At 67.4% G+C, this 24,040-nt stretch carries 18 protein-coding genes and 1 pseudogene; 11 read left to right on the top strand and 8 right to left on the bottom strand.

Going from position 1 to position 24,040, the window contains the following annotated elements:
* Positions 1-46: 46 nt before the first annotated feature.
* From UAA55_RS07515 to UAA55_RS07525, 3 genes are all read right to left on the bottom strand, one after another.
* A complete protein-coding gene (locus UAA55_RS07515) occupies positions 47-784 on the bottom strand; it encodes a FadR/GntR family transcriptional regulator (protein ID WP_322952060.1) in 738 nt (245 codons plus the stop codon).
* A gap of 107 nt (positions 785-891) precedes the next feature.
* Positions 892-1,122, bottom strand: coding sequence for a tautomerase family protein (locus UAA55_RS07520; protein WP_322952061.1), 231 nt, complete (start codon positions 1,120-1,122; stop codon positions 892-894).
* 1 nt (position 1,123) lies between these two features.
* Positions 1,124-1,522, bottom strand: coding sequence for a (R)-mandelonitrile lyase (locus UAA55_RS07525; RefSeq protein ID WP_322952062.1), 399 nt, complete (start codon positions 1,520-1,522; stop codon positions 1,124-1,126).
* Between the two features lie 653 nt (positions 1,523-2,175).
* Between UAA55_RS07525 and UAA55_RS07530 the strand changes: the two genes are divergently transcribed.
* The 4 genes from UAA55_RS07530 (at position 2,176) to UAA55_RS07545 (ending at position 8,488) form a co-directional block, all read left to right on the top strand.
* A complete protein-coding gene (locus UAA55_RS07530; RefSeq protein WP_322952063.1) occupies positions 2,176-5,013 on the top strand; it encodes a TonB-dependent receptor in 2,838 nt (945 codons plus the stop codon).
* Between the two features lie 174 nt (positions 5,014-5,187).
* Entirely contained in the window at positions 5,188-6,723 is a 1,536-nt protein-coding gene (locus tag UAA55_RS07535) for a tryptophan halogenase family protein (RefSeq protein ID WP_322952064.1), read from the top strand.
* Positions 6,724-6,738: 15 nt separating this feature from the next.
* On the top strand, positions 6,739-7,452 hold the full coding sequence (locus tag UAA55_RS07540; protein WP_322952065.1) for a SapC family protein: 714 nt from the start codon (positions 6,739-6,741) through the stop codon (positions 7,450-7,452).
* Between the two features lie 28 nt (positions 7,453-7,480).
* Positions 7,481-8,488, top strand: coding sequence for a cupin-like domain-containing protein (locus UAA55_RS07545; protein WP_322952066.1), 1,008 nt, complete (start codon positions 7,481-7,483; stop codon positions 8,486-8,488).
* Positions 8,489-8,513: 25 nt separating this feature from the next.
* Here UAA55_RS07545 and UAA55_RS07550 read toward each other — a convergent pair whose 3' ends face one another.
* Positions 8,514-9,335, bottom strand: coding sequence for an oxidoreductase (locus UAA55_RS07550; protein WP_322952068.1), 822 nt, complete (start codon positions 9,333-9,335; stop codon positions 8,514-8,516).
* Between the two features lie 104 nt (positions 9,336-9,439).
* Between UAA55_RS07550 and UAA55_RS07555 the strand changes: the two genes are divergently transcribed.
* Complete coding sequence (locus tag UAA55_RS07555; RefSeq protein ID WP_322952069.1) at positions 9,440-9,979, top strand: TetR/AcrR family transcriptional regulator; 540 nt, start codon at positions 9,440-9,442, stop codon at positions 9,977-9,979.
* 22 nt (positions 9,980-10,001) lie between these two features.
* Here the strand turns inward: UAA55_RS07555 and UAA55_RS07560 are convergent, their stop codons facing one another.
* A complete protein-coding gene (locus tag UAA55_RS07560; RefSeq protein ID WP_322952070.1) occupies positions 10,002-11,552 on the bottom strand; it encodes a tryptophan halogenase family protein in 1,551 nt (516 codons plus the stop codon).
* A 139-nt stretch (positions 11,553-11,691) separates the two neighbouring features.
* On the opposite strand from UAA55_RS07560, the gene UAA55_RS07565 reads away from it, so the two are divergent.
* The 5 genes and pseudogenes from UAA55_RS07565 (at position 11,692) to ku (UAA55_RS07585) (ending at position 18,614) form a co-directional block, all read left to right on the top strand.
* Positions 11,692-12,024, top strand: coding sequence for a hypothetical protein (locus tag UAA55_RS07565; protein WP_322952071.1), 333 nt, complete (start codon positions 11,692-11,694; stop codon positions 12,022-12,024).
* Between the two features lie 75 nt (positions 12,025-12,099).
* Complete coding sequence (locus UAA55_RS07570; protein WP_322952072.1) at positions 12,100-13,341, top strand: TolC family protein; 1,242 nt, start codon at positions 12,100-12,102, stop codon at positions 13,339-13,341.
* Positions 13,338-14,510 (top strand): efflux RND transporter periplasmic adaptor subunit, encoded by a 1,173-nt coding sequence (locus tag UAA55_RS07575; RefSeq protein WP_322952073.1) that lies wholly within the window; start codon positions 13,338-13,340, stop codon positions 14,508-14,510. Before UAA55_RS07570 ends, UAA55_RS07575 begins: the two co-directional genes overlap by 4 nt.
* Before the next feature lie 80 nt (positions 14,511-14,590).
* A pseudogene (locus tag UAA55_RS07580) lies at positions 14,591-17,742 on the top strand (efflux RND transporter permease subunit).
* A 59-nt stretch (positions 17,743-17,801) separates the two neighbouring features.
* Positions 17,802-18,614 (top strand): non-homologous end joining protein Ku, encoded by an 813-nt coding sequence (gene ku, locus UAA55_RS07585; RefSeq protein WP_322952074.1) that lies wholly within the window; start codon positions 17,802-17,804, stop codon positions 18,612-18,614.
* A gap of 10 nt (positions 18,615-18,624) precedes the next feature.
* Here ku (UAA55_RS07585) and UAA55_RS07590 read toward each other — a convergent pair whose 3' ends face one another.
* From UAA55_RS07590 to ku (UAA55_RS07605), 3 genes are read right to left on the bottom strand one after another with little or no spacing between them, the layout of a single operon-like run.
* Entirely contained in the window at positions 18,625-19,239 is a 615-nt protein-coding gene (locus UAA55_RS07590; RefSeq protein ID WP_322952075.1) for a glutathione S-transferase family protein, read from the bottom strand.
* Complete coding sequence (gene ligD / locus UAA55_RS07600) at positions 19,230-21,866, bottom strand: DNA ligase D (protein ID WP_463667844.1); 2,637 nt, start codon at positions 21,864-21,866, stop codon at positions 19,230-19,232. The genes UAA55_RS07590 and ligD overlap by 10 nt, the downstream gene beginning before the upstream one ends.
* Before the next feature lie 3 nt (positions 21,867-21,869).
* A complete protein-coding gene (gene ku / locus UAA55_RS07605; RefSeq protein WP_322952076.1) occupies positions 21,870-22,754 on the bottom strand; it encodes a non-homologous end joining protein Ku in 885 nt (294 codons plus the stop codon).
* Positions 22,755-22,875: 121 nt separating this feature from the next.
* Between ku (UAA55_RS07605) and UAA55_RS07610 the strand changes: the two genes are divergently transcribed.
* Positions 22,876-23,955: a zinc-binding metallopeptidase family protein gene (locus tag UAA55_RS07610; protein WP_322952077.1), complete on the top strand. Its 1,080-nt coding sequence runs from the start codon at positions 22,876-22,878 to the stop codon at positions 23,953-23,955.
* The last annotated feature ends 85 nt before the right edge of the window (positions 23,956-24,040 follow it).

The following is a 24,040-nucleotide window of genomic DNA, read 5'->3' on the forward strand; positions in this document are numbered from 1 at the left end:
CGAACGGGCGCGGCCCGGTCCTTCCAGGGCCTAGGCGTTGCAAGTCCTAGGCCTTGAAGGATTGGGCCGTATCCCGCAGCGCTTCGGTGATCAGCAGGCGCATGGCGTCGCGCGCCGTCTCGGCATCGCGGGCGGCGACGGCGTTCAGGACATGGCGATGCAGGGGGATGGGGTCGCGCAGCACCACCCCCTCGCGCAGCTTGTGGATGGTGCTCCACCGCACCGCCGCCCCGATGCTGACGGCCAGCGACCCAATGAGCGGATTGCCGCTGGCCTCCAGCAGGGTATCGTGGAAGTCGGCGTCGGCGGTCTGCCCCTTTTCCGCCGCCAGCGTGTGGCGATCCATGATGTCCAGCGCCGCCGTCATGCGGGCCAGCTGTTCCTCGGTGCGCCGCTCCGCCGCCAGGGCGGCGATGCCCGGTTCCACGATCATGCGCAGCTCGAACAGGCTGTAGATGAACTCCTTGCTGGGCTCGGCGGCGAAATGCCAAGCCAGGATGTCGGGGTCCAACAGGTTCCAGCGCGATCGGGCGCAGACCTGGGTGCCGCTCTTGGGCCGGCTTTCAACCAAACCTTTGGCCGCCAGGATGCGCAGGGCCTCGCGATAGGCGGAGCGGGAGACCTTCAGCCGCTCGGCATTGACGATCTCGTTTTCCAGGACATCGCCCGGCCGGTAGCGGCCGGTGACGATGTCAATGCCCAGCTGACGGGCCACGGCGCCGTGCAGCCGCCCCATCGGGGAGCCCCGGCCCAGGCGGGTCAGCCCGGCGATCAACTCATCCATGCAACATTCCGCCGGCGCTGACGTCCATAGGTGGCCCATCCAGGGGCCGCCGCCCCACCGTTGTAACATTCGGGGCGGCAACGGCGCCAGATATCGACCGCCCCCCTTCAGCGGGGATCGTAACCCGGCTTCTTATAAAGGGTCGCGGGCTTCTCCACGATGTCGGGCTTGTAGACCGTGTCCACCCAGTCGTGGGGCTCGACGTCCTCGATGCTGACGGACACGGACGCCTCGCTGCTGCCCATGTGGATCATGAGGGTGCGGGTCAGTTCCTCGGCCAGCTTGGCCTTCTGCGCTTCGCTGCGGCCGGCATACATCTTCACGATGACGTGGGGCATGTCAGGCGGCTCCGTACTGATCGTCGCTGACCGGTTCCAGCCAATCCACCGCCGTGCCGTTCAGCTTCTCCTGGATGGCGATGTGGCTCATGGCCGTGGTCGCGGTGGCGCCGTGCCAGTGCTTCTCCCCCGGTTCGAACCAGACGACGTCGCCCGGCCTGATCTCCTCAATGGGGCCGCCCACGCGCTGTGCCCAGCCGCAACCGGCGGTGACGATCAGGGTCTGGCCCAGGGGATGGGTGTGCCAGGCGGTGCGCGCACCCGGCTCGAACGTCACCAGGGCGGCGACCACCCGGGCGGGGTCGGCGGGCGAGGCCAGTGGGTCGACCCGCACCGAGCCGGTGAAATAGTCGGGCGAGCCCTTGCCTGAGGGCTGTGCCCCGGCGCGCTTGATCTCCATCGTCGTCGTGCTCCGCTGATCTGATCGGCTGGCCATCTTAGCAGAGGCCGGGGGCGCCACCAGGGGCCCGCGGTCACGCATGGCCTTATGAGTTGGGCTCGTGAATGGCCGCCCTTCGCGGCGGCCCAACTCTTCCCCTACAGGTTGCTGCGCTTGCGAAAAGTGCCGGAGTCCCGATGCCGCGCCGCCGTTGTCCGGCAGCCGAGGGCCGGTGAGACCGCTCTCAGCACCCCATTGCCGTCCGGGATGTTGGTACAAATGACACACTCACCGTCTCAAAAGCGCAATCTTCAGATTTTTGTCGCCCCTTCCGGCACCCTGTGGTAGCGTTACCATTGCATAGGGTTGAGGGCTTTCCACGGCAGTGGCAGCTTAGAATTACTCTAGCGAACGGGAGGATGAACGCTGGCCGGCAAATCATGCCGCTTGGCCGCCAGCCATAAGTTATACACGGGATTTTGCATATAAATATGATAGCGCTAACAGCAGCTGTTGGCGTTTCCGTATTTCTATGTCCCGTGCCCGGTATCACAAACAAAACCAGCGCCTTAAAACTAGGGAGGGATAATATGGTGAGTTTCCAAAGAAAAAAGGGAGCGCCCAAGTCACCGACGGCGAATTTCCGCACGGCCGTTCTGGCCGGTGTTTCGCTGATGACCATCGCCGGCCTCGCGGCGCCTGCATTCGCGCAAACGACCCAGCCCAGCCCGGGCAAGGGCGGCGCGAATTCCGACACGCTGGAAGACATCGTCGTCACCGGCATCATCGGGTCTTTGCAACGTAACCTTGATATCAAGCGCGAGGCGGACGGCATCGTCGACGCCATTTCGGCCGAGGACATCGGCAAGTTCCCCGATTCCAACGTCGCGGCCTCCATGCAGCGCATTCCCGGCGTGTCCATCAGCCGCGGCACCAGCAGCATGGGCGGCGTACCCACCTCCACCGGCGACGCCACCGCCATCACCGTCCGCGGCTTCGGCCCCAGCTTCAACGAAACATTGTTCGACGGCCGCGTGTCCGCCTCGGCGGCCAGTTCCGGCCGCGGCTTCGACTTCAGCTCCGTCAGCTCCGACTTCATCGGGCAGATCGATGTCCTGAAGTCGCCGGACGCGTCGCTGTCGGCCGGCGCCATCGGCGCCACCGTCAACATCAAGTTCCCCAAGCCGCTGGAACATTCGGGATTCCGGGCCGCCGGCTCGGTTTCCGGCTCCTACGCCTCCGACGCGGATGGGGCTTCTCCCAACGGCGCCATCCTGGTCAGCGACACCTTCGCCCACGACACCTTCGGCATCCTGGTGGCCGCCGGCTTCAACGAGACCCAGACCCTGGGCAACCACGTGAACAGCCAGGGCTGGATCGGCACCACCAGCGACAAGTTCGGCAGCCTGGCATCCGGCACGCCGTCCGGCGTTCCGGCCTGGTTCATCCAGGACTACGGCCTGTACCAGGAACACAGCGACACCATCCGCAAGTCCGGCCGCCTGGCCCTGCAGTGGCAGCCGTCCGACCAGATCGAAATCACGCTGAACGACGACTTCCAGCGTGAGGACGCCCACCAGAACCAGTACGGCTACAGCATCTGGTTCAACTCGGGCGCCCTGCAGAACGTGAAGCTGAACAGCAACGGGTCGGTGGTCGATTTCGTCCAGCCCAACACGCCGACCGACTTCCAGGCCCAGTACAACAGCCAGGTGCTGGAAAACAACCTGTACGGCCTAAACATCAAGTGGACGCCGACCAACAACTGGAAGATCACGGTCGACGCCGCCCGCTCGGAATCCTGGCAAAACCCCGACGGCCAGCTGACCAGCCTGGACGCCGACGTGGGCTACGGTTCCTGCGCCAGCGGCACCTGCATCAACACCAACAATGTGGGCATCACCGGCGTCGCGGCCGGTGCCCTGCCCTACCCCACTGTCTACGGGCCGAACGGCGACACGTCGCACTTCACCAACGGCTTCATCGGGTCGCACGTCTTCCCGATGAGTTCGACCCGCAACTACAACGTCATCGATCAGGGCAAGGCCGAGGCTGAATGGAAGAGTGGCGACACCACCATTCGCTTCGGCATGCAGTACATCGATAACAAGGAAGATCTGGCCAGCTACGACAGCTTCACCAACAGCGATTGGCAGGCGTACAGCGGCTATGGTCCGGCGTCGGGCTCGCCCACGGGCGTGGCGTTGCCGCAGGACTGGTTCACCAAGACCTTCAGCACGTCCAACTTCATCCCGGGCTTCGCCAACAACGGCAACCTGCCGCCGCAGATCCTAATGGCCAATCCGGGCCAGATCCTGAACTACCTGCAGGGCCTGGGCAATCCGCAGACCAAGAACATCCCGGGCTTCAACTACGGCTGCTGCACCCCGCCCTTCGACGGCACCTATCGCCTGATCCTGTCCCCGGGCTCCAAGCGCAATATCGAGGAAGAGACCTACGCGCCTTATATCTCGACCACGTTCAAGACCCAGGTGGCCAATATGCCGCTGAAGGTCAACCTGGGCGTTCGCGAGGAAATCACCCACGTCATCTCCTCTGGCCTGGGCCAGACGCCGACCGCCTTCACCGTGACGCCGGGCGACAAGACCGCGTTCACGGTGGCCTACGGTCCGGTCAGCACGGTCGAAGGCACCAACAATTACCAGTACATGCTGCCCAACCTGGACTTGACCTTGGGCGTCACGGACGACTTGCAGGTGCGCTTCAACGCGTCGCGCACCCTGACCCGTCCGCCGCTGAACAACATGACCCCGGTCTACAGCATCACCACGCAGCGCGTCGGCACGGTGTCGGCCTCGGGTGGCAACCCCAACCTGATGCCCTACCTGTCCGACAACCTGGATATCGGTGCCGAGTACTACTATCAGCGCAACTCCTACGTCGCCCTCGATGGTTTCATGAAGAGCGTCAGCAACTTCGTGATCGGCGGCACCTCGCAGAAGACCTTCGCCGGCGTCATCGACCCGACCACCGGCAAGGACATGCAGTACAGCTACAGCACCTACGTCAACGGACCGACGGCCGAGGTTTACGGCCTGGAAATGTCCATCCAGCATGTGTTCGATGACACCGGCTTCGGCTTCCAGGCGAACGCCACCGTCGTCGGCACCAACAAGCCCTACGATCCGCTGAACCTGGCGGTTAGCAACTTCGCCGTCACGGGCCTGGCCAACTCCGCCAACTTCGTCGGCTTCTACGACAAGTACGGGTTCCAGGCGCGTATCGCCGTCAACTGGCGCGATGAGTACCTGGACCACTTCGGCCAGGCGCAGGGCGGTTCCATCTACGGGTCCGAACCGACCTTCGTCGATCCGGCCTGGGAAGTGGACTTCAGCACCAGCTACGACATCAATGAGTATGTGAGCGTCTACTTCGAAGCCTTGAACCTGACCAATGAGACCTATTCAACTCATGGCCGGTACCAGGAACAGTTGCTGGACGCCGTCGCCTACGGGCAGCGGTACACCATTGGCGCGCACTTCAAGTACTAAGGTTTGTTTGTGAGCGTACCTTCCTCCTAAACTCCTGGGGGGCCGCCGTGGCACGTGGCGGCCCCTTTTTCCCTCTGAAGGAGCGGGAGAAAGGCCTTACACTGGACCGATGCCGGACGCCGCATGTCCCCGCCAGGGAGGGGGGCCGGCGTCCCTGAAAACCAGGATGCCTTCATGGATCGTCCCATCCAGCATATCGTCATCGTCGGCGGCGGTACCGCCGGCTGGCTGACCGCGGGCGTCATCGCCGCCCGGCACAAGGCGCGCATGGCCTCGGGCTTCAAGGTCACCTTGGTGGAATCCCCCAACGTCGCCATCATCGGCGTGGGCGAGGGCACCTGGCCCACCATGCGCACCACGCTGGAAAAGATGGGCGTCTCGGAGACGGAGTTCTTCCGCCATTGCGACACCGCCTTCAAGCAGGGCGGCAAGTTCGTGGGCTGGACCACGGGCGCCCCCGACGACGCCTATTACCACCCGCTGATGCTGCCCCACGGCTGGTCGCAGGTGAACCTGGTGCCCCACTGGCTGCAGGACGCGCGCGGCCGCACCTTCTCCGCCGCCGTGTGCCCGCAGGAAGCCATCTGTGAGGAAGGCCTGGCGCCCAAGACCATCGCCACCCCCGAATACCGAGGTCTGGCCAACTACGCCTATCATCTGGACGCCGGCAAGTTCGCCAGCTTCATGCAGAAGCACTGCACGCAAAAGCTGGGCGTCCACCATGTCCTGGCCGACGTCACCCAGGTGAAGCAGGACGAAAGCGGCGACATCACCACCCTGGTGACCGGGCAGGCGGGTGAGATCACGGGCGACATGTTCGTGGACTGCACCGGTTTCCGCGCCCTGCTCATCGAAAAAACCTTGGGCGTGGGCTTCAAGGACTGCCGCGACGTGCTGTTCTGCGACACGGCGCTGGCGGTGCAGGTTCCGCACGAGAGCGACGACGCCCCCATGGCGTCGCAGACCATCGCCACCGCGCAGTCATCCGGCTGGATCTGGGACATCGCCCTGCCCACCCGGCGCGGCCTGGGCTATGTCTATTCCAGCGACCACATCGACGAGGAGGCGGCACGGGCCGAACTGGCGCGCTACGCCGGCACCCAGGCCGAGGCGCGCAAGATCCCCATCCGCGCCGGCCATCGCGAGATGTTCTGGAAGAACAACTGCGTGGCCGTGGGCCTGGCGGCAGGTTTCCTGGAGCCGCTGGAGGCTTCCGCCATCATGCTGATCGAACTGTCGGCCAAGATCATCGCCGACCAGCTGCCCGCCCGGCGCAGCGTCATGGACATCGTGGCCCGCCGCTTCAACGAGGTGACACACTACCGCTGGGGCCGCATCATCGATTTCCTGAAGCTGCACTACGTCCTGACCCAGCGCACGGACACGGCCTTCTGGCGCGACAACGTCGACCCGGCCAGCATACCCGAGCGCCTTCAGGATCTGCTACGCCTGTGGAAGTACCGCGCCCCCTGGTTCCTGGATGAGTTCGATCGGCTGGAGGAAGTGTTCCCCGCAGCCAGTTACCAGTATGTGCTGTACGGCATGGGCTTCCGCACCGAGGTGGATTTGGCGGACAACGGCGCCAGCGCCACCCTGGCCAGCCGCATCATGGAAGAGAACGCCGCCATGGCCCAGAAGATGCGGGCCAACCTGCCCAAGAATCGCGACCTGGTGCGCAAGATCCGCGACCACGGCATGCAATCGATCTGAGCCCGGATGGGACCCATGACCAATATCGCCATCGTCAACGCCCACGCCCACCGCGACCTGCAGGTGAAGGCCAAGGCCAGCCCCGCCTTCGACGCCAAGCATTTCGTCGCCGTCATCGTGGCCGAATTCCCCCTGCTGGCCGTGCAGTGTCCCATCCTGCTGTCCAAGGACGCGGAAACCGGCGCTTTCGTCTGTGGCGCCGTGCTGGGCTTCGCCCAGAATGAGAACCTGTTCCTGACGCAGGACGGCTGGCAGGGCTATCGCCCCCTGACCCTGCAGCGCGGCCCCTTCTACACGGTGGGGGAGGATCTGGCCATCGACCTGGACGATGCCCGGGTGGGCACCGACGCGGGCGAGCCGCTGTTCTCGCCGAACGGGGAGATGACGCCCTATCTGCGGGGCATCATCAACGCCATGCAGGAGCTGCGTCCGGGGCTGGAGCGTACTAAGCGTTTCATCGAAACGCTGATGAACCTGAAGCTGATCGAGCCTATCGACATCAGCCTCAGCTTCGACGACGGCAGCCAGCATGAGCTGGCCAACCTGTACACCATCGATCGCGAGGCCCTGCGCGCCCTGCCCGACGCCGCCGTGCTGGACCTGTTCCGCCGCGGCTACATGCAGCTGATCTACCTGATGATCGCGTCGCTGAAGCACGTGCCCCTGATGGCGGAACGTAAAAACAAGCAGCTGACCGCCGGCCTGGCGTCGGCCCCCGCCTGGGGCTGACGGACGGCGGCCTGAGGATCGCACGGCCATGACGACCGCGGTCGATGAACGCGACGGCAGCGCCATCACCTCGCGGGAGCAATTCCTGACCGAGGTGGTGGCGGGCGGCCGGCCCTTGGTCCTGCGCGGCCTGGTGGCGCGCTGGCCGGTGGTGGCGAAGCCCACGCCCGCCGCCCTGCGCGACTATCTCGGCGGCTTCGGACCTGGCGTCGCCATGGAGACCTTCGTCGGCCCGCCGGAGATCCGGGGCCGCTATTTTTATGGCGCGGACCTCAAGGGCAACAATTTCGAGCGCCGCACCCTGCGCCTGGGCGAGGCGCTGGACCAGATGGTGCGGGGCCTGGACGACCCCGCCTCCCCCACCCTCTACGCCGGGTCGCTGACCCTGGACGACCATCTGCCGGGCTTCGCGGCGGAAAACGCCATGCCCCTGCTGCCAGCCGGCGTGGCGGGGCGCATCTGGCTGGGCCACGCCTCCACCGTCGCCACCCATTACGACGCCTTCGAGAACCTGGCCTGCGTGGTGGCCGGCAAGCGGCGTTTCACCCTGTACCCGCCGGCGGCTGTGGGCGACCTTTATGTCGGCCCCATCGACAACACCCTGTCGGGCCAGCCCATCAGCCTGGCCGCGTCCGACCCTGACAACCCCGCCTACCCGCGCTTCCACGCCATCCGCGACCAGGCGCTGGTGGCCGTTCTCGAGCCCGGCGACGCCCTGTTCCTGCCCAAGCTGTGGTGGCATCAGGTGGAAGCGACCGCCCCCTTCAACGGCCTGGTCAACTACTGGTGGGACGCCTTCGCCACCGGCCCGGACGCCCCCTTCACCAGCCTGCTTCTGGCCATGATCACGATGGCGGAGCGGCCGGAGGCGGAGCGGCAGGCCTGGCGCGCCTTCTTCGACCATTACGTCTTCCGCCCCCAGGGCCATCCCCTGGCCCACCTGCCGGCGGAGCAACACGGCGTGCTAGGCCCGTTGAAGGCTGGCAACTACGGCCGCATCCGCGCGCGGGTGATGCAATTGCTGCGGGGGGGATAGTTCCCACGGGCGCAGCCCCGCCCTCTCAGCCCGCCATCGAAACGATCATCCGGTCAAACAGGCGGTCAGGCAACAGCCAACGCATGAACAGGACCGTTCTCGCCATATAGCCCACCGCATAGCGTGTCCGGGGACGAGCCGCAGTCACAGCCCTGGCAATGGTCTGTCCGACGACCGAAGGATCCGAGAGTTGATTGCCGGCGTAAAGTTTGGCCATGCCGTCAGCCACCTTCCTCACCGCGGCGGCATACGCGCTGGAGCCCGACGTCCTGCGGAGATGATCGACGGCGATGCCACCCCACGGAGTCCTTATCCCGCCCGGCTCAACAATGATGACGTCGATACCGAAAGGCGCCGTTTCGATCCGCAGAGCATCCGACCAGCCTTCAAGCGCATGCTTGGTGGCGTGGTACCACGCACCGAAAGGCGAATAAATCTTTCCCCCAATCGATGTGACATTGACGATTTTCCCGAAGTGGTTTTCCCGCATCGCCGGCAGGACAAGCTGGGTCAGGCGCGCAAGGCCGAAGATATTGACCTCGAACTGGCGGCGCGCTTCCTCCAAGGGCACCTCTTCGACAGCGCCGTAAGATCCGTAACCGGCGTTGTTCACCACAATATCGATCCGGCCTTCGCGCGCCTGGATGGCTTCGACGCAAGCGTGGACCGACGCCTCGTCGGTGATGTCGAGCGGCAGGACGCGGATACCTTCCTCCTCCAGGGGCTTCATCAATTCAACCCGTCGCGCGGCAGCATAGACGGTGAAGCCCTCCTTCTTCAGAAGACGCGCCGTGGCGGCGCCGATGCCGGACGAGGCGCCCGTGACCAATGCGGTTTTGGCTTTCATGGTGATCTCCTGGTCTATGTCATTTAGACATTTATCGTCTTTTTGTCAAAATTGACATTTGGCACTCGTTTGTCAATATGTCCGCCATGAAAGAGAGAGAGGAAATGATCTGCGAGGCGGCCGCCCGCCTGTTCATGCATTACGGCGTGAAACGGACTGGCATGAACGACATCGCACAGGAAGCCGGCGTCGCGCGGCAGACGCTCTATAATATCTTCCCGAATAAGGAAGCGGTCCTGCTGGCGACAAGCCGCCTTTTTATGGATCGAGCACTCGAAGAAGCCGAGAGAGAGCTGCTAAAGGGCGGCGACTTGGGTACTCAGATCGATATCGTCTTCGAGTACCTGGCCAGGCGTCCCTATGCGATGCTGCACGCCTCCCCCCACACCGAAGATATCCTGGAGGGCGTAAGCGCTGAAAGCCGGAAGGTGATCGCCGAAAGCCACGACAAATTTCGCGCGGTCATCGAAAGGCTGCTGACACCGGCGGAACAAAAAATCCATGCGTCCGGAACGACCGTTCCCCACCTTGCCGACGCGGTACGAAATTTCGCGTCCGCCGCGAAATACGAGGCGCGCGATCAAGCCCACCTCGATGAATTGCTCAAAAGCCTGGCGACGATGGCCTTGCGTTGCGCGACGTGACGGGATCGGCAACCTTTGACCGTCAGCTTCCCGCCGAACAGTGCCGGTCGATGAAGGCTTGGTGGTGGGGCATGGTCTGGACCACGCGGCCGATGACGTCGTGGATGTTGGCCAAGGCACCGCGCATCTTCTCCGGATCCAGCAGGTCGGTCAGCGGGTCGTAGCGGCGCGGGATCAGGCCCTGGCCGGTGAAGACGTAGAGCCAGCTTTGCTCGGGGAACAGCTCGGTATCCTCGCGCTGGATACGACCATGGCTTTGGAACAGCTCGATCTTGGACTTCAGGCTGTCCGGCCACTCGATGCCGGCGCAATGGCGCCAGAAGTCCGTATCCCGCCGTTCGTTGGTGGCGTAGTGCAGCACCAGGAAGTCGCGGATGCGCTCATACTCGAACGCCACCATCCTGTTGTAGCGGGCGATGTCCGCAGGCTCGCACCGCCGGTCGGGCAGCATCTGGATGAACAGGGCCAGGCCCCGGTGCACCATGTGGATGCTGGTGGACTCCAGGGGTTCCAAAAAGCCGCTGGCAAGGCCCAAGGACAAGCAGTTGCGCTTCCAGGTTTCACGGCGGCGGCCGGTGACGAAGCGCAGGATGCGGGGGTCGGCCAGCGGCTTGCCCGCCAGGTTGGCCAGCAGGGTCTCCCGCGCCGCGTCGTCGCCCAGGAAGTCGCGGGCGTAGACCACGCCGTTGCCTTCACGGTGCTGCAGCGGGATGCGCCATTGCCAGCCGGCGTCCCGCGCCGCCGCCAGCGTATAGGAGGGCGGCGCGCCCGTCCGCTCGCTGGGCACGGCGACGGCACTGTCGCACGGCAGGTAGCTTTGCCAGTTCTCATAGCCGGCCTGCAGCGCCTCTTCGATCAGCAGGCCGCGGAAGCCGCTGCAGTCGATGAAGAAATCGCCTTCAACCCGGCGGCCATCCTCCAGCCTCAGGGCGTCGATGAAGCCATCCTCGGGCCGCAGGTCGACCTTCACCACCTTGCCCTCCACCCGGGTGACGCCCCGCGCCTCGGAGTAGGTGCGCAGGTATCGGGCGAACAGGGCGGCATCGAAATGCAGGGCGTAGGTGATACCCTCCAGCGGCGATCCCGGCGCCTTCACCGGGCGCATGAAGCGATTGTGCGCGGCCGCCTGGGCCTGCAGCGAATATTCCTCCAGCGGGGCGGCGGCGCCGGCCAGTCGCTGCCGCATCCAGTAGGCGGGGAAGCCTATCCCCTCCATCTCGAAGCCGGTGTGGCCGAAGGGATGGAAATAGGAATGGCCCAGGCGGGTCCAGTCCTGGAAGCGGATGCCCAGCTTGAAGGTGGCGTTGGTCTGGCGGATGAGGTCGTCCTCATCGATGCCCAGCACGCGGATGAAGTTCATGATGGGCGGGATGGTGGCCTCACCCACGCCCACGGTGCCGATCTGCTCGGATTCCACCAGCTGGATATCGCACTTCAGGTTGCGCAGGAACCTGGCCAGGCTGGCGGCCGCCATCCATCCGGCGGTGCCACCGCCGACGATGACGATGCGGCGCAAGGGCGCGTTGGTAGCGGTATCATTCGAGATCTGCGGCGAAGTATGCGGCGCGGCCATGCGTTGGGTCCCGGCGATGTCTCTCCCTGTTCCTCCTTTCTATCGTGGCGCGACACGCGGCGTCACAACTTTTTGTGGCGCGCCCCATAAATCGCCGAAAGACTTGAAGCCGGCGGGCCTAATCGCCAGATTGGCGGCCATGCGCTGGTTGCTCGCCCTTCTGCTGCTGTTCACGGCGGTGTTCGACGGCCCGTCCCTTACCGAGATGGCGGGCGGCGCGCCGACGTGCGGCATCGTCCAGGAGCATGTGGCCGTGGACGGGGCACCCGACCCCACCGATGGCCTGCGCCACAGCGCCGTGCATTTCCACGCCGGCCAGGGCCCCTGCGGCCATGTCCATGTGGCCGATGCCGTCGGGCCCACGCCCATGCCGGGGCCCAGCGTCATGATGCGCCTTGCGGCCCTTCCGCCGCTGGACCAGCCCTACACCACCCGCGCCCTGGCCCCACCGGACCGGCCCCCGGCCGTCTGATCGATCCCCGCGCTTTCGCGCCCTAGCGCCGCCCCCCAGGGGTGGCCCGATCGATCCTGCCTGTCCGGAGCCTTTATGCGCATCCCGATCTTCGGGCTGGCCACGGCACTTGCCGTTGGCCTGGCCACGCCCCTATGGCCCGCCTGGGCCACACCCCCAAGCGACACCCCCCTCACCGCCCTGGTCGCCCAGGCGCTGGCCACAAATCCGCGCCTGAAGGCCGCCGAGGCCCGCGCGGCCGCCGCCCAGGGCGACGTAATGCAGGCAGGTGTGCTGCCCAATCCGCAGGTCTCGCTGCAAACGGAGAACCTGGCCGGGTCCGGCCCCTATCGCGGCACCCGCGCCATGGAAACGACCATAGGCCTGAACCAGATGGTGGAGCTGGGCGGCAAGCGCGGCAGCCGCCAGGCGGTGGCCACGGCGGCCGGGAACCGTGCCCGCCTGGACGCCGACATCGTGCGCCTGGACCTGGTCCGTGATGTGCGCGTGGCCCATGCCGCCCTGTTGGCCGCCACCGCCCGCCGCGCGATCGTGGAGGAACAGCGCGGCCTGGCGGCGGAAACCGCCCGCGCGGTCGCGGCCCGGGTACGATCCGGCCACGACAGCGCCATTCAGGAGGATCGCGCCGCCACCGACCTGCGCCAGGCGGAGATCGAGGCGGCCCGCGCCATGCGTGACGAGACCGCCGCCCGCCGCAGCCTGGAACTGTTGGTGGGCGGCCCGGTGCCGCCGCTGGATCCGGCCGCCCTGCGCGACTTGGGCGCCGCCCTGCCCGTCGCTGCCGGCGGGACCACCCCCGACGTGGCCCGATGGCGGGCGGAGGTGGGGCGCACCCGCGCCGCCATCGCCGTGGAGCGGGCGCGGGCCGTGCCCGATGTGACCGTGGGCGCCGGCGTGCGCCGCTTCAACGACGGGCGCGACACCGCCCTGGTGCTGGGCGTCACCATCCCCATCCCGGCCTTCGACACCAACCGGGGCGGCATCCATCGTGCCTATCAGGAGAGCACCGAGGCGGAGATGGAATTGGACCGCGCCACCCGCGACCAGGACACCGCCCTGGCCATCGCCCGCGATCGCGTGGCGGTGGCCCGGACCGAGGCCGAGACACTGGCCGGACAGGTCGTCCCCGGGGCGGAACAGGCCGCCGCCGCGACCCGTGAAGGCTACCGCCAGGGCAAATTCCCCTACCTGGATGTGCTGGACGCCCAGCGTACCCTGCTGGCCACCCGCCTGACCCTGGTCGCCGCCTATCAGGACTATCACCAGAGCCGTGCCGACCTGGACCGGCTGACCGGCGCCGAGGAGGCCCAGCCATGACCCGTATCTCCACGCAGACCCTGTCGCGCCTGGGTGCCGGTGCGCTGGCCCTGGGCGGGCTGGCCGTCTGGATCGCCACCGGCGAGGCGCCCAAAGGCCAAGAGCCCGCCGCCCATGAAGCGCATGATGACGGACTGGTGCGCCTGACGGCGGAGCAAGCCAAAGCCGCCGGCATCACCACCGCCATTGCCGGCCCCGGCCGCCTGGTCCGTCAAGTGCGCGTCACCGCCACGGTGACGGCCGACCAGGACCACATCGTCCATATCGCCCCCCGCATCGCCGGTGTGGTGGCGGAGGCGCGCAAGAAGCTGGGCGACGCCGTCGCGGCCGGCGAAGTGCTGGCCCTGATCGACAGCACGGAGGTCGCGGACGCCCGCGCCGAGTACCTGGCGGCACGGGAAAACGAGGAGCTGGCCCGCACCACGGCGGCGCGGGAGGAGGCGCTGTGGCGGCAGCGCATCTCGCCCGAGCGGGATTACCTCCAGGCCAAGGCGGCGGCGGCGGAAGCCGGCATCCGCACCGGCCGTGCCCGCCACAGCCTGCAAGCCTTGGGGCTGGATGAAACCAGCGTGAGGTCCAAGAGTGCCAATCTGCAGCGGCTGGACCTGCGCAGCCCCATCGCCGGGCACGTCATCGCCCGGGGCGCCACCCGAGGCGACCGCCTGGCGGCCGACGCCGACGCCTATGTCGTGGCCGACCTGGCCAGCCTGTCCCTGACCTTCCCCGTCTATGCCCGCGACCTGCCCTTCGTGGCGGTGGGCAAGGAACTGGGTGTCAGCGGCGCGGACGGCCGCACGGCCACCGCCCGCGTCACCCATGTCGGTCCCGTGCTGGATCCGGCCACCGGCGCCGCCCCCGTGGTGGCGACCCTGGAAAACCCGGACGGATCCTGGCGGCCCGGCGACTTCGCCACCGGCACGCTGGCCGCGGACGCGCAGGAGGCCGCCCTGCTGGTGCCGGAGGACGCGGTGGTGACGCTGGAGGGCCGGACCCAGGTGTTCGTGCCCGTCCCCGGCGGCTATGAGCGGCGCCCTGTCACCCTGGGCCGGGGCGATGGCACCCGCGTGGAAGTGCTGGCCGGCCTTCAGCCCGGCGACAGCGTCACCGCCGGCAACGCCTTCATCCTGAAGGCGGAGGCAGGCAAGGGCGACGCCGGCCATGATGAGTGAGGAGCCTATCCATGCTTGAGCACATCCTCACCCTGTCCGTGCGCCACCGCTGGATGATGGTGGCGCTGGCCCTGCTGGCGATGGCCGTGGGCGGCTGGACGGCCCTGCGCTTGCCCATCGACGCCGTGCCCGACATCACCAGCAAGCAGGTGCAGATAAACACCACCGCCCCGGCCCTGTCGCCCGTGGAGGTGGAGAAGCAGGTGACCTTCCCCATCGAGACGGCGCTGGCCGGCATCCCGGAGTTGGAGGGCACCCGCTCGCTGTCGCGCAACGGCTTCTCCCAGGTCACCGCCCTGTTCGCCGAGAACGTGGACATCTACTTCGCCCGCCAGCAGGTCGGTGAACGCCTGGGTGAGGCGAAGGCCGCCTTGCCCGAGGGGGCGGAGCCCCACATGGGGGCGCTGTCCACGGGCCTGGGCGAGGTCGCCATGTGGACCGTGTCCCTGGCCCCCTTCGACCCCGCCAAGGTCACGCCGGGCGCCGCCGGCTGGCAGGCCGACGGCAGCTACCGCACGCCGGAGGGCCAGGTGCTGACCACGGAGGCGCAACGGGCGACCTATTTGCGCACGGTGCAGGATTGGATCATCCGGCCGCAGGTGAAGGGCGTGCCCGGCATCGCCGGGGTGGACGCCATCGGCGGATACGTGAAGCAGTACCAGGTGGCGCCGGATCCGCAGCGGCTGGCCGCCCGGGGCCTGACCCTGACGGATGTCGCACAAGCGCTGGAGCGCAACAACACCAGCGCCGGCGCGGGCTACCTGGAACGGCGGGGGGAGGCCTACGTGGTACGGGCCGATGGCCGCCTGCGCGATACGGAGGACATCGCCGCCGTGCCCATCGCGACCCGTGACGGCACCCCCGTCCTGCTGCGCGACGTGGCCGCCGTGACCCTGGGTCATGAACTGCGCAACGGCAGCGCCAGCGAGAATGGCCGGGAGGTGGTGGTAGGCACCGCCCTGATGCGGGTGGGGGGCAACAGCCGCACGGCGGCCGCGGCCGTGACGGCCAAGCTGGCCGACGTGGCCCGCACCCTTCCCCCGACATCAAGGCGGAGGTGGTGCTGAACCGCACCAAGCTGGTGGACGCCACCATCCACACCGTGGGCAAGAACCTGGCGGAGGGCGCCCTGCTGGTGATCGTGGTGCTGTTCGCCCTACTGGGCAATATCCGCGCCGCCCTGATCACCGCCGCCATCATTCCCGTGACCATGCTGCTGACGGCCACGGGCATGGTGCAGGCCGGCATCAGCGCCAACCTGATGAGCCTGGGTGCGCTGGACTTCGGCCTGATCGTCGACGGCGCCGTCATCATCGCGGAGAACTGCCTGCGCCGCCTGGGCCACCGCCAGCAGGCCCTGGGCCGCCCCCTGGCGACACCGGAACGGCTGGCGGAGGTGGTGGCCGCCTCGACGGAGATGATCCGCCCGTCCGTCTACGGCCAGGCCATCATCATCCTGGTCTATGTGCCGCTGCTGACCTTCACCGGGGTGGAGGGCAAGATGTTCCAGCCCATGGCCCTGACGGTCATCACCGCCCTCGTGGCCGCCTTCGTCCTGTCCCTGACCCTGGTGCCGGCGCTGATCGCCCTGGTCATCACCGGGCTGGTCAGTGAGAAGGAAAACCGTGTGGTGGCGCAGGCCAAGGGCTGGTACGCGCCCATCCTGGAAAGGGCCTTGGCGGCACCATCGCCCTGGATCTTCGGCGCCGCCTGCCTGTTCCTGGCCAGCGTGGGCCTGTTCACCCGCATGGGGCAGGAATTCATCCCCACGCTGGATGAGCAGGACATCGCCGTGCAGGCGGTGCGCATCCCCAGCACCTCGCTGTCCCAATCCACCGCCATGCAGAGGGAGGTGGAGCGGGCGGTCGGCGCGATGCCCGAGGTGGCCTTCGTCTTCTCCAAGACGGGCACGGCGGAAATGGCGGCGGACCCCATGCCGCCCAACGCGTCAGACACCTTCATCATCCTGAAGCCGCGTGCGCAATGGCCGGACCCGGCCTTGCCCAAGACCGCGCTGGTGGCCCGTGTCGAGGCGGCGCTGGGCCAATTGCCCGGCAACGCCTATGAGTTCACCCAGCCCATCCAGATGCGCTTCAACGAGCTGATCTCCGGCGTGCGCAGTGATGTGGCGGTGAAACTGTACGGCGACGACTTCGAGGCCCTGCAGGCCTCGGCCAACCGCATCGCCGGCGTGCTGCAGGGCATCACCGGCGCGGCCGACGTGCGAGTGGACCAGGCGGCGGGCCTGCCCACCCTGGACATCCGCGTCGATCGCCAGACCGCGGCCCGCTTCGGCCTCAGTGCCCAGGACGTGCAGGACGTCGTGGCCATGGCCGTGGGGGGGCGGGCCGCCGGGCAGGTCTTCGAGGGCGACCGCCGCTTCGACGTCACGGTGCGGTTGGCCGACCCCTTGCGCAACGACCTGGATACTTTGCGCGCCCTGCCGGTGCCCTTGCCCGACCAAGGCAAGGGGGGCCCGCGCTTCGTACCGCTGGGCTCCGTCGCCAGCTTCACCTTGGCGGAAGGACCCAACCAGATCGGGCGGGAGGACGGCAAGCGGCGCATCGTCATCCAGGCCAATGTGCGCGGCCGGGACATCGGGTCCTTCGTGGCGGAGGCGCAGGCGCGGCTGACCACGGTGTCCCTGCCGCCCGGCTACTGGGTGACGTGGGGCGGGCAGTTCGAGAATTTGGCGGCGGCGCGCGACCGGCTGGCGGTGGTGGTGCCGGCCTGCTTCGCCGCCATCTTCCTGCTGCTCTATGGCGCCCTGGGCTCGGCCCGCGATGCCGGGCTGGTGTTCAGCGGCGTGCCGCTGGCCCTGACCGGCGGCATCGCGGCCCTGTGGCTGCGCGGCATGCCCTTCTCCATCTCCGCCGCGGTGGGCTTCATCGCCCTGTCCGGCATCGCCGTGCTGAACGGCCTGGTCATGGTGTCCTTCATCCGCCAGGCCATCGCCGACGGCGACGATCCCCTGGCCGCCATCCGCAACGGGGCGCTGACCCGCCTGCGGCCGGTGCTGATGACGGCGCTGGTGGCCTCGCTGGGTTTCGTGCCCATGGCCCTGGCCACGGGCCCGGGGGCGGAGGTGCAGCGGCCGCTGGCCACCGTCGTCATTGGCGGCCTGATCAGCGCCACCGCGCTGACCCTGGTCGTCCTGCCGGCCCTCTATCGCCGCTTCGCCGTGCCCCGTGAGGCGGAGGTGGGGACGGCCGTGCCGACGCTGGCGGAGTAAAGGAACCCGGCGTCCCATCCGGCGGTTTCCTTGGGTCTAACGCCACAGGAGATCGCCGGATGGCGCCGCGTTCATTCTGGAAGGGCTATCTCAAACTGTCCCTGGTCACCTGCCAGGTGGCCATGACGCCGGCCACGTCGGAGAACGAGAAGGTCCGCTTCCACACTCTGAACCGTGATACCGGCAACCGGGTGGTCAGCCATTATGTCGACGCCGTCACCGGCAAGCCTGTGGACGAGGACGATGAGGCCAAGGGCTATCCCCGGGGCGAGGACGATTACCTGATCCTGGAGGATGACGAACTGGACGCGGTGGCGTTGGAAAGCACCCGCACCATCGACATCGAGATGTTCGTGCCCCGCGATAGCATCGAGTGGATTTGGTACGACACCCCCCACTACCTGACGCCCAGCGATCCCGTTGGGGAGGAGGCGTTCTCCGTCATCCGGGAGGCCATGGCCGCCACCGGCAGGGTCGGCATCTCCCGCCTGGTGATGTACCGGCGGGAGCGGGCCGTGATGCTGGAGCCGCAAGGCAAGGGCATCATCGTCTGGACCCTGCGCTACGGCGATGAGGTGCGCGACGCGGACGCCTATTTCGGCGGCATCCGGGAGGAGAAGCCCGAGCCCAAGCTCATGTCCCTGGTGAAGACCCTGATCGAGGAGCGCACGCGGCCATGGGACCCTTCGCTGGTGGGCGACCCCGTGCAGGACCGCTTGCTGGACCTGATCGCCGCCAAGAAGAAGGGCCGCAAGCGCCCCGCCAAGGCCAAGGCGCCAGAGGCCGACACGCCCAGCAACGTCATCAACATCATGGACGCGCTGAAGAAAAGCCTGGCCGCCGAGGGCAAGGGCGCGCCCAAGCGACGATAGACACGCCCGCTCAGGCGTACGGCACGGCCTGGAATTCGGGCAGCGCCTCGGCCCGGTCGGACAGGCGGACCAAGCCGGGATGCTTGGCCGGGTCGATCAGGCCCGGGGCCATGTTCTGGGCGAAATACCAGGCGACGGCGGTGGTGATGTCGGCCTGGTTGGGACGGTCGCCACCCATCCAGGCGCCACCGTCCCCCACCTCGCGCTCCAGCAGGTCGAAGGCGGTGATGGCTTGGGCGCGCACCCGCTCCAGCCAGGGTTGATGCTGCTTGTCCTCGGGGCGCAGCTCCAACTCATAGACCACCTGCACGGTCTTCTCGCACGCCACCAGCGCCAGGCCGATGAGGCGCTGGGCGCGGATGAAGGCGGCCAGGTCGGCGGGCATGAGGTGCTTGTCCGCCGGCACCAGACGCTCCAGCGCGTCCAGGATCAGGGTGCTGTCCATCAGCACCGTGCCGTCGTCCAGCACCAGGGTCGGCGCCTTCACCACCGGGTTGATGGCGGCGAAGGTGTCATAGTGGCGGAAGACGGACACGCGCTCATGCTCGAAGGGCAGGCCCATGACCACCAGCGAGATCCCGACACGGCGGACATAGGGTGAATCCGGCATTCCGATCAGGCGCACGACGGGACCTCCTGGGCTATTGGGAGGCGCATTCTGCCTGAAACCAGGCGCGGCGCCAGCCCCTTGACCGCCGCCCCTAACCGACCCGCTTCCGCGCCGGCCTTTTCACCTCTTCCAGGGGCCGGGCAGCCGCCCGGAAATCCGCCCAGGGGTCGGCCGACAGGGCCGCCAGCCGCGTGGGCGCCGTCATGACCGTGAAATAGGCCGGGCCGATGGCCGGGCTCAGTTCCTCCCACGCCAGGGGCATGGAGACGGCAGCACCGGGCCGCGCGCGGGTGGAATACGCCGCGACCGCCGTGGCGCCCCGCTGGTTGCGCAGATAATCGACCAGGATCTTGCCGGTGCGCTTGGCCTTGGTGATGGTGGCCACGAAGCGGGTCCGGGCTGTCGGCGGCCATGGCGTCGGCGATGCCCTTGGTGAAGGCCTTCACGGCCGTCCAGTCGGCCTTGGGCTTCAGCGGCGCCACCACATGCAGGCCCTTGCCGCCCGTGGTCTTGACGAAGGCCGCCAGGCCCGCCCGCTCCAGCCTGTCCTTGACCTCGCGCGCGGCGTCGATGACGGCCTGCCATGCCACGCCCTCCCCCGGGTCCAGGTCCAGGGTTATGGTGTCCGGCCGTTCCCAATCCTTGAGGGTAGAACCCCAAGGGTGGATTTCCAGCACCGCCGCCTGCACCAGGCCCAGCAGGCCATCCAGGTCGTTGACCGCGATCAGCGGCCCTTCCACCGGCTCCGTCGGGTCGGACACCTGGACGATGGCTTTGCTCAGCCCCTTCCAGGCATGCTTCTGGAAGAATTTTTCACCGGCGATGCCGTTGGGGCAGCGCAGCAGGGCCAGCGGCCGGCCGACGATGAAGGGCGCGATGGACCGCCATACCTCCGCGTAATAGTCGGCCAGGCCCGCCTTGGTCACCCCCTCGTCCGGCCAATAGAGGCGGTCGGGGTGGCTCAGCTTCAGCAGGGGCTTGGGCTCCGCCCGGCCTACCGCGCGGGCGGTGCCCGCCGGCGCATTGGCGGCTGGTTCACGCACGACGTCTTTCGGGTCCTTGTCTTCCCGCAGGCCGCGGAAAGCGGCATGCCGGATGTTACCGTCGCCCGTCCAGGTGCGGAAGTCCACCTCCGCCACCAACTCCGGCCGGACGTAGCGCACCAGGCGCCGTTCCTCCGCCGTCAGGGTGTCGTCGAAGGGGCTGTCCGGCACCCGCATGCGTTCCAGCCGGCGGAACAATTCTTCCGCCACCGAAACGGTATAGCCGGTGCCGACGCGACCGACGTGGCGCAACTTGCCCTCGTCATAGACCCCCATGACCAGGGAGCCGATGGCGCGGCGCGCGGTGGTGGAGGGGACATAGCCCGCCACCACGAATTCCTGCCGGTTGCCGCACTTGGACTTGATCCAGCCCTTGCCCCGGCCCGGCCGATAGGCGGCGTCTCGCACCTTGGAGACGATGCCTTCCAGGCTCAGGCGGCAGGCGTGGTTCAGCACCAGGCCGCCGGACTCATCAAAATGCTCGCTGTACCGCAGGGGATCGCCGGCTTCCGCCAGCAGGTTCTTCAGGGCCGCCTTGCGCCGTTCCAGCCCCACGCCGCGCAGATCCCGGTCCTCCAGATAGAGGAGGTCGAAGGCGTAGAACAGGAAGCGGTCGTTGCGGCCCTCGCTGAGGTCGGCCTGCAAGGCGGAAAAGTCGGAGGCACCGGCCGCGTTTTCCACCACCAGTTCGCCATCGATCAGCGCCTTGCCCACCGGCAGCGCCGCCAGCGCCTCCGGCACCGCCTTGCCGAACTTCTTGGTCCAGTCCAGGCCGCCCCGGGTCAGCAGCTTCACCCGCCCCGCCTCGACGCGCGCCTGCAGGCGGTAGCCGTCGAACTTGATCTCATGCACCCAGCGCCCACCCACCGGGGGCTTGGCCTGCAGCGTGGCCAGGGCTGGCTCCACGAAATCCGGCAGCGGGCCGGCTTTGGCACCCTTCAGGGTGGGCGTCGCCGGCGTTTCCGCGCCCTTGGGCGCGGCCTTCTTCTCGATCTTGCCCGTTTTGGACGACCAGCCCGGTTCCTCCCCCGCCACCTCATTGATGACGCGGCCGGTCTTCACCAATTCCGGCCGCTCCTCCAGGATGTCGGGGTCACCCTCGCCGCGCGCGACCTCGTCCTCGCCCTTGATCAGCAGCCAGTTCTCGCGCTTTTCCCCGGGTCGCTTGTGCATGCGCACCAGGTGCCAATGGCCGCCCAGCTTTTCCCCGTGCAGCTCGAAATCCAGATGGCCCTTGGCATAGCCCTTATGGGCGTCGCCGATGGGCCACCACTCACCCCGGTCCCAGACGATGACCGTGCCGCCGCCGTATTCACCCTTGGGGATGGTGCCTTCGAAGTCGCCATAGTCCAGCGGGTGGTCCTCGACATGGACGGCCAGGCGCTTTTCGCCAGGCACCAGGCTGGGCCCGCGGGTGACGGCCCAGCTTTTCAGCACGCCGTCCATTTCCAGCCGAAAATCATAGTGCAGGCGGGTCGCGTCATGCTTCTGGATGACGAAGCTGTGGCCCGCCTTGCGGCCCTTGCGACCACCCTCGCGTCCCCTGGGCTCGGGCGTGGCCGTGAAGTCGCGCTTCTTATGGTAGGTCTCCAGCGCCATGGCTCAGCTGGCCTTCCGTCGGGCGGGGGCCGCCTTCGGCTTGGGCGCCGCCCGGGTGGAACGGGGTTTGGCGCGGTTGGCGTTGGATGCGGCCTTCTTGGCCGACGGCTTGCCGGCCAGCCCCGCGCTTTCCCGCAAGGCCGCCATGAGGTCGGTGGTCCTGGCCGGCGGCGCCCGTTTCCGCGCGGGCAGGGCCTTGCCCTCCAGCTTGGCCTTCACCAGGTCGGCCAAGGCCGTCTCGTACCGGTCGTCAAAGTCCGCCGGATTGAAGACACCCTTCTTGGTCTCGATGATGTGCTTGGCCAGGTCCAGCATCTCGCCCTCGATCTTAATGTCGGTGATCTCATCGAAGGCCTGGGCGGCGGATCGCACTTCATAGTCGAAGTTCAGGGTGGTGGCGATCAGGCCGGCGCCGTGGGCGCGGACCAGCACGGTGCGCACCCGGCGGAACAGCACCGTCCGCGCCAGCGCCGCCACCTTCTTGGCGCGCATGCCCTCGCGGATCAGGGCGAAGGCCTCGTCCGCGTGCCGGTCGCTGGGCGCCAGGTAATAGGGCTTGTCGAAATAGACGTCGTCGATGTCGGCGCAAGGGATGAAGGCCAGGACGGACAAGGTCTTGTCGCTTTCCGGCACGACGGCGGCCACCTCGTCCGGCTCCAGCACCACATAGTCGCCGCGGGCGACCTCGTACCCCTTCACCTGGTCCTCGCGATCCACCGGCCTCCCCGTCTCGCTGTCCACGAACCGCCGGTGCACGCGGTGGCCGGTGGCCCGGTTGACCGTATGGAAGGCGATGCGTTCCGATGAGGAGGCGGCGGTGTAGAGCGCCACCGGGCAGCTGACCTCCCCTATCTTCAGGAACCCCTTCCAGTTCGCCCTGGGTGCCATGGCCGCCGCCCTCCCTACGCCGAGACGTCAACTCAACGCCGGCGGCGCCGCGCGGGTTCCGGGAACCGGACGGGCCCAGGCACGGTTGTTCGCGCGCGCCACCAGCGGGGGAGATCCAAGCGTGAAGCTGTTCAACTGCCAGTCCTGCGGCCAGATGCTGTATTTCGAGAACCGCGTCTGTGAGCGTTGCGGCCACCGGCTGGGCTATCTGCCCGATGATGACAAAATGCATGCGGTGGAGGCGGCAGGGGACGTTTGGCACGCCCTGGGCGCACCCGAAAAGCTCTACAAGTTCTGCGCCAACGCCGCGTTGGATGCGTGCAACTGGCTGTTGCCGGCGGGGTCGGAGGAAACCTTGTGCGCCGCCTGCCGCCACAACCGCACCATTCCCGACGTGTCCTGTCCCACCGCGCTGGCGCAATGGCGCAAGATCGAGCTGGCCAAGCACCGCCTGTTCTACACCCTGATCAAGCTGGGCCTTCCCCTGGCCAACCGGACGGATGACCCGGAGGGCGGCCTGGCCTTCGACTTCCTGGAGGACCCACCCCAGGGGGCATCCGAGGGGGCGGTCATGACCGGACATGACAACGGCCTGATAACATTGGCCTTGAAGGAGGCTGACGATGCGGAGCGGGAGACGCGCCGCACCCAATTGCATGAGCCCTACCGCACCCTGCTGGGCCATTTCCGGCATGAGATCGGCCATTACTATTGGGACCGGCTGGTGCGCGACGAAAACCGGCTGGAAGCCTGCCGCGCCCTGTTCGGCGACGACCGGCAGGATTACGGCGCGGCCCTGCAGCGTCACTACGACCAGGGCGCCCCGGCCGATTGGCAGCAGACCTATATCAGCGCCTATGCCGCCAGCCACCCGTGGGAGGACTTCGCCGAGACCTGGGCGCACTATCTGCATATCGTCGACACGCTGGAAACGGCCCATGCTTTCGGCATGCGGGTCCGCCCCGCCACGGATCGGACGGGTGATCTGTCGGCCCATGTGGATTTCAACCCCTATCGCCACGGCACCATCGCCGACATGGTGGAGGCCTGGCTGCCCATCGCCTTCGCGGTCAACACCATCAACCGCAGCATGGGCCTGGCGGACGTCTACCCCTTCATCTTGACGCCGGCCGTCATCGCCAAGTTGGGCTTCATCCACGACCTGGTGGGGGCCGACCGGACAGCCAAAGCGGCGGCCTGAGGGTTGTCGCCATCGTTCCGGCCGCGCATCTGTCTTGCCAAGACAGATGCGACTTTTCCTGTGACTTGGCGATTGTAACAAGCCA

Source organism: Nitrospirillum guanabarense (assembly GCF_034653355.1).
In the GTDB taxonomy this organism is placed as follows: domain Bacteria; phylum Pseudomonadota; class Alphaproteobacteria; order Azospirillales; family Azospirillaceae; genus Nitrospirillum.

What these genes read in the sequence shown, in the direction of transcription:
- UAA55_RS07525 (WP_322952062.1), bottom strand. Translation starts at nt 1,522, where the DNA reads ATGGAGATCAAGCGCGCCGGGGCACAGCCCTCAGGCAAGGGCTCGCCC.
- UAA55_RS07565 (WP_322952071.1), top strand. Translation starts at nt 11,692, where the DNA reads ATGCGCTGGTTGCTCGCCCTTCTGCTGCTGTTCACGGCGGTGTTCGAC.
- UAA55_RS07560 (WP_322952070.1), bottom strand. Translation starts at nt 11,552, where the DNA reads ATGGCCGCGCCGCATACTTCGCCGCAGATCTCGAATGATACCGCTACC.
- UAA55_RS07535 (WP_322952064.1), top strand. Translation starts at nt 5,188, where the DNA reads ATGGATCGTCCCATCCAGCATATCGTCATCGTCGGCGGCGGTACCGCC.
- UAA55_RS07545 (WP_322952066.1), top strand. Translation starts at nt 7,481, where the DNA reads ATGACGACCGCGGTCGATGAACGCGACGGCAGCGCCATCACCTCGCGG.
- UAA55_RS07530 (WP_322952063.1), top strand. Translation starts at nt 2,176, where the DNA reads ATGACCATCGCCGGCCTCGCGGCGCCTGCATTCGCGCAAACGACCCAG.
- UAA55_RS07555 (WP_322952069.1), top strand. Translation starts at nt 9,440, where the DNA reads ATGATCTGCGAGGCGGCCGCCCGCCTGTTCATGCATTACGGCGTGAAA.
- UAA55_RS07550 (WP_322952068.1), bottom strand. Translation starts at nt 9,335, where the DNA reads ATGAAAGCCAAAACCGCATTGGTCACGGGCGCCTCGTCCGGCATCGGC.
- ku (WP_322952074.1), top strand. Translation starts at nt 17,802, where the DNA reads ATGGCGCCGCGTTCATTCTGGAAGGGCTATCTCAAACTGTCCCTGGTC.
- UAA55_RS07515 (WP_322952060.1), bottom strand. Translation starts at nt 784, where the DNA reads ATGGATGAGTTGATCGCCGGGCTGACCCGCCTGGGCCGGGGCTCCCCG.
- UAA55_RS07575 (WP_322952073.1), top strand. Translation starts at nt 13,338, where the DNA reads ATGACCCGTATCTCCACGCAGACCCTGTCGCGCCTGGGTGCCGGTGCG.
- UAA55_RS07520 (WP_322952061.1), bottom strand. Translation starts at nt 1,122, where the DNA reads ATGCCCCACGTCATCGTGAAGATGTATGCCGGCCGCAGCGAAGCGCAG.
- UAA55_RS07540 (WP_322952065.1), top strand. Translation starts at nt 6,739, where the DNA reads ATGACCAATATCGCCATCGTCAACGCCCACGCCCACCGCGACCTGCAG.
- ligD (WP_463667844.1), bottom strand. Translation starts at nt 21,866, where the DNA reads ATGGCGCTGGAGACCTACCATAAGAAGCGCGACTTCACGGCCACGCCC.
- ku (WP_322952076.1), bottom strand. Translation starts at nt 22,754, where the DNA reads ATGGCACCCAGGGCGAACTGGAAGGGGTTCCTGAAGATAGGGGAGGTC.
- UAA55_RS07570 (WP_322952072.1), top strand. Translation starts at nt 12,100, where the DNA reads ATGCGCATCCCGATCTTCGGGCTGGCCACGGCACTTGCCGTTGGCCTG.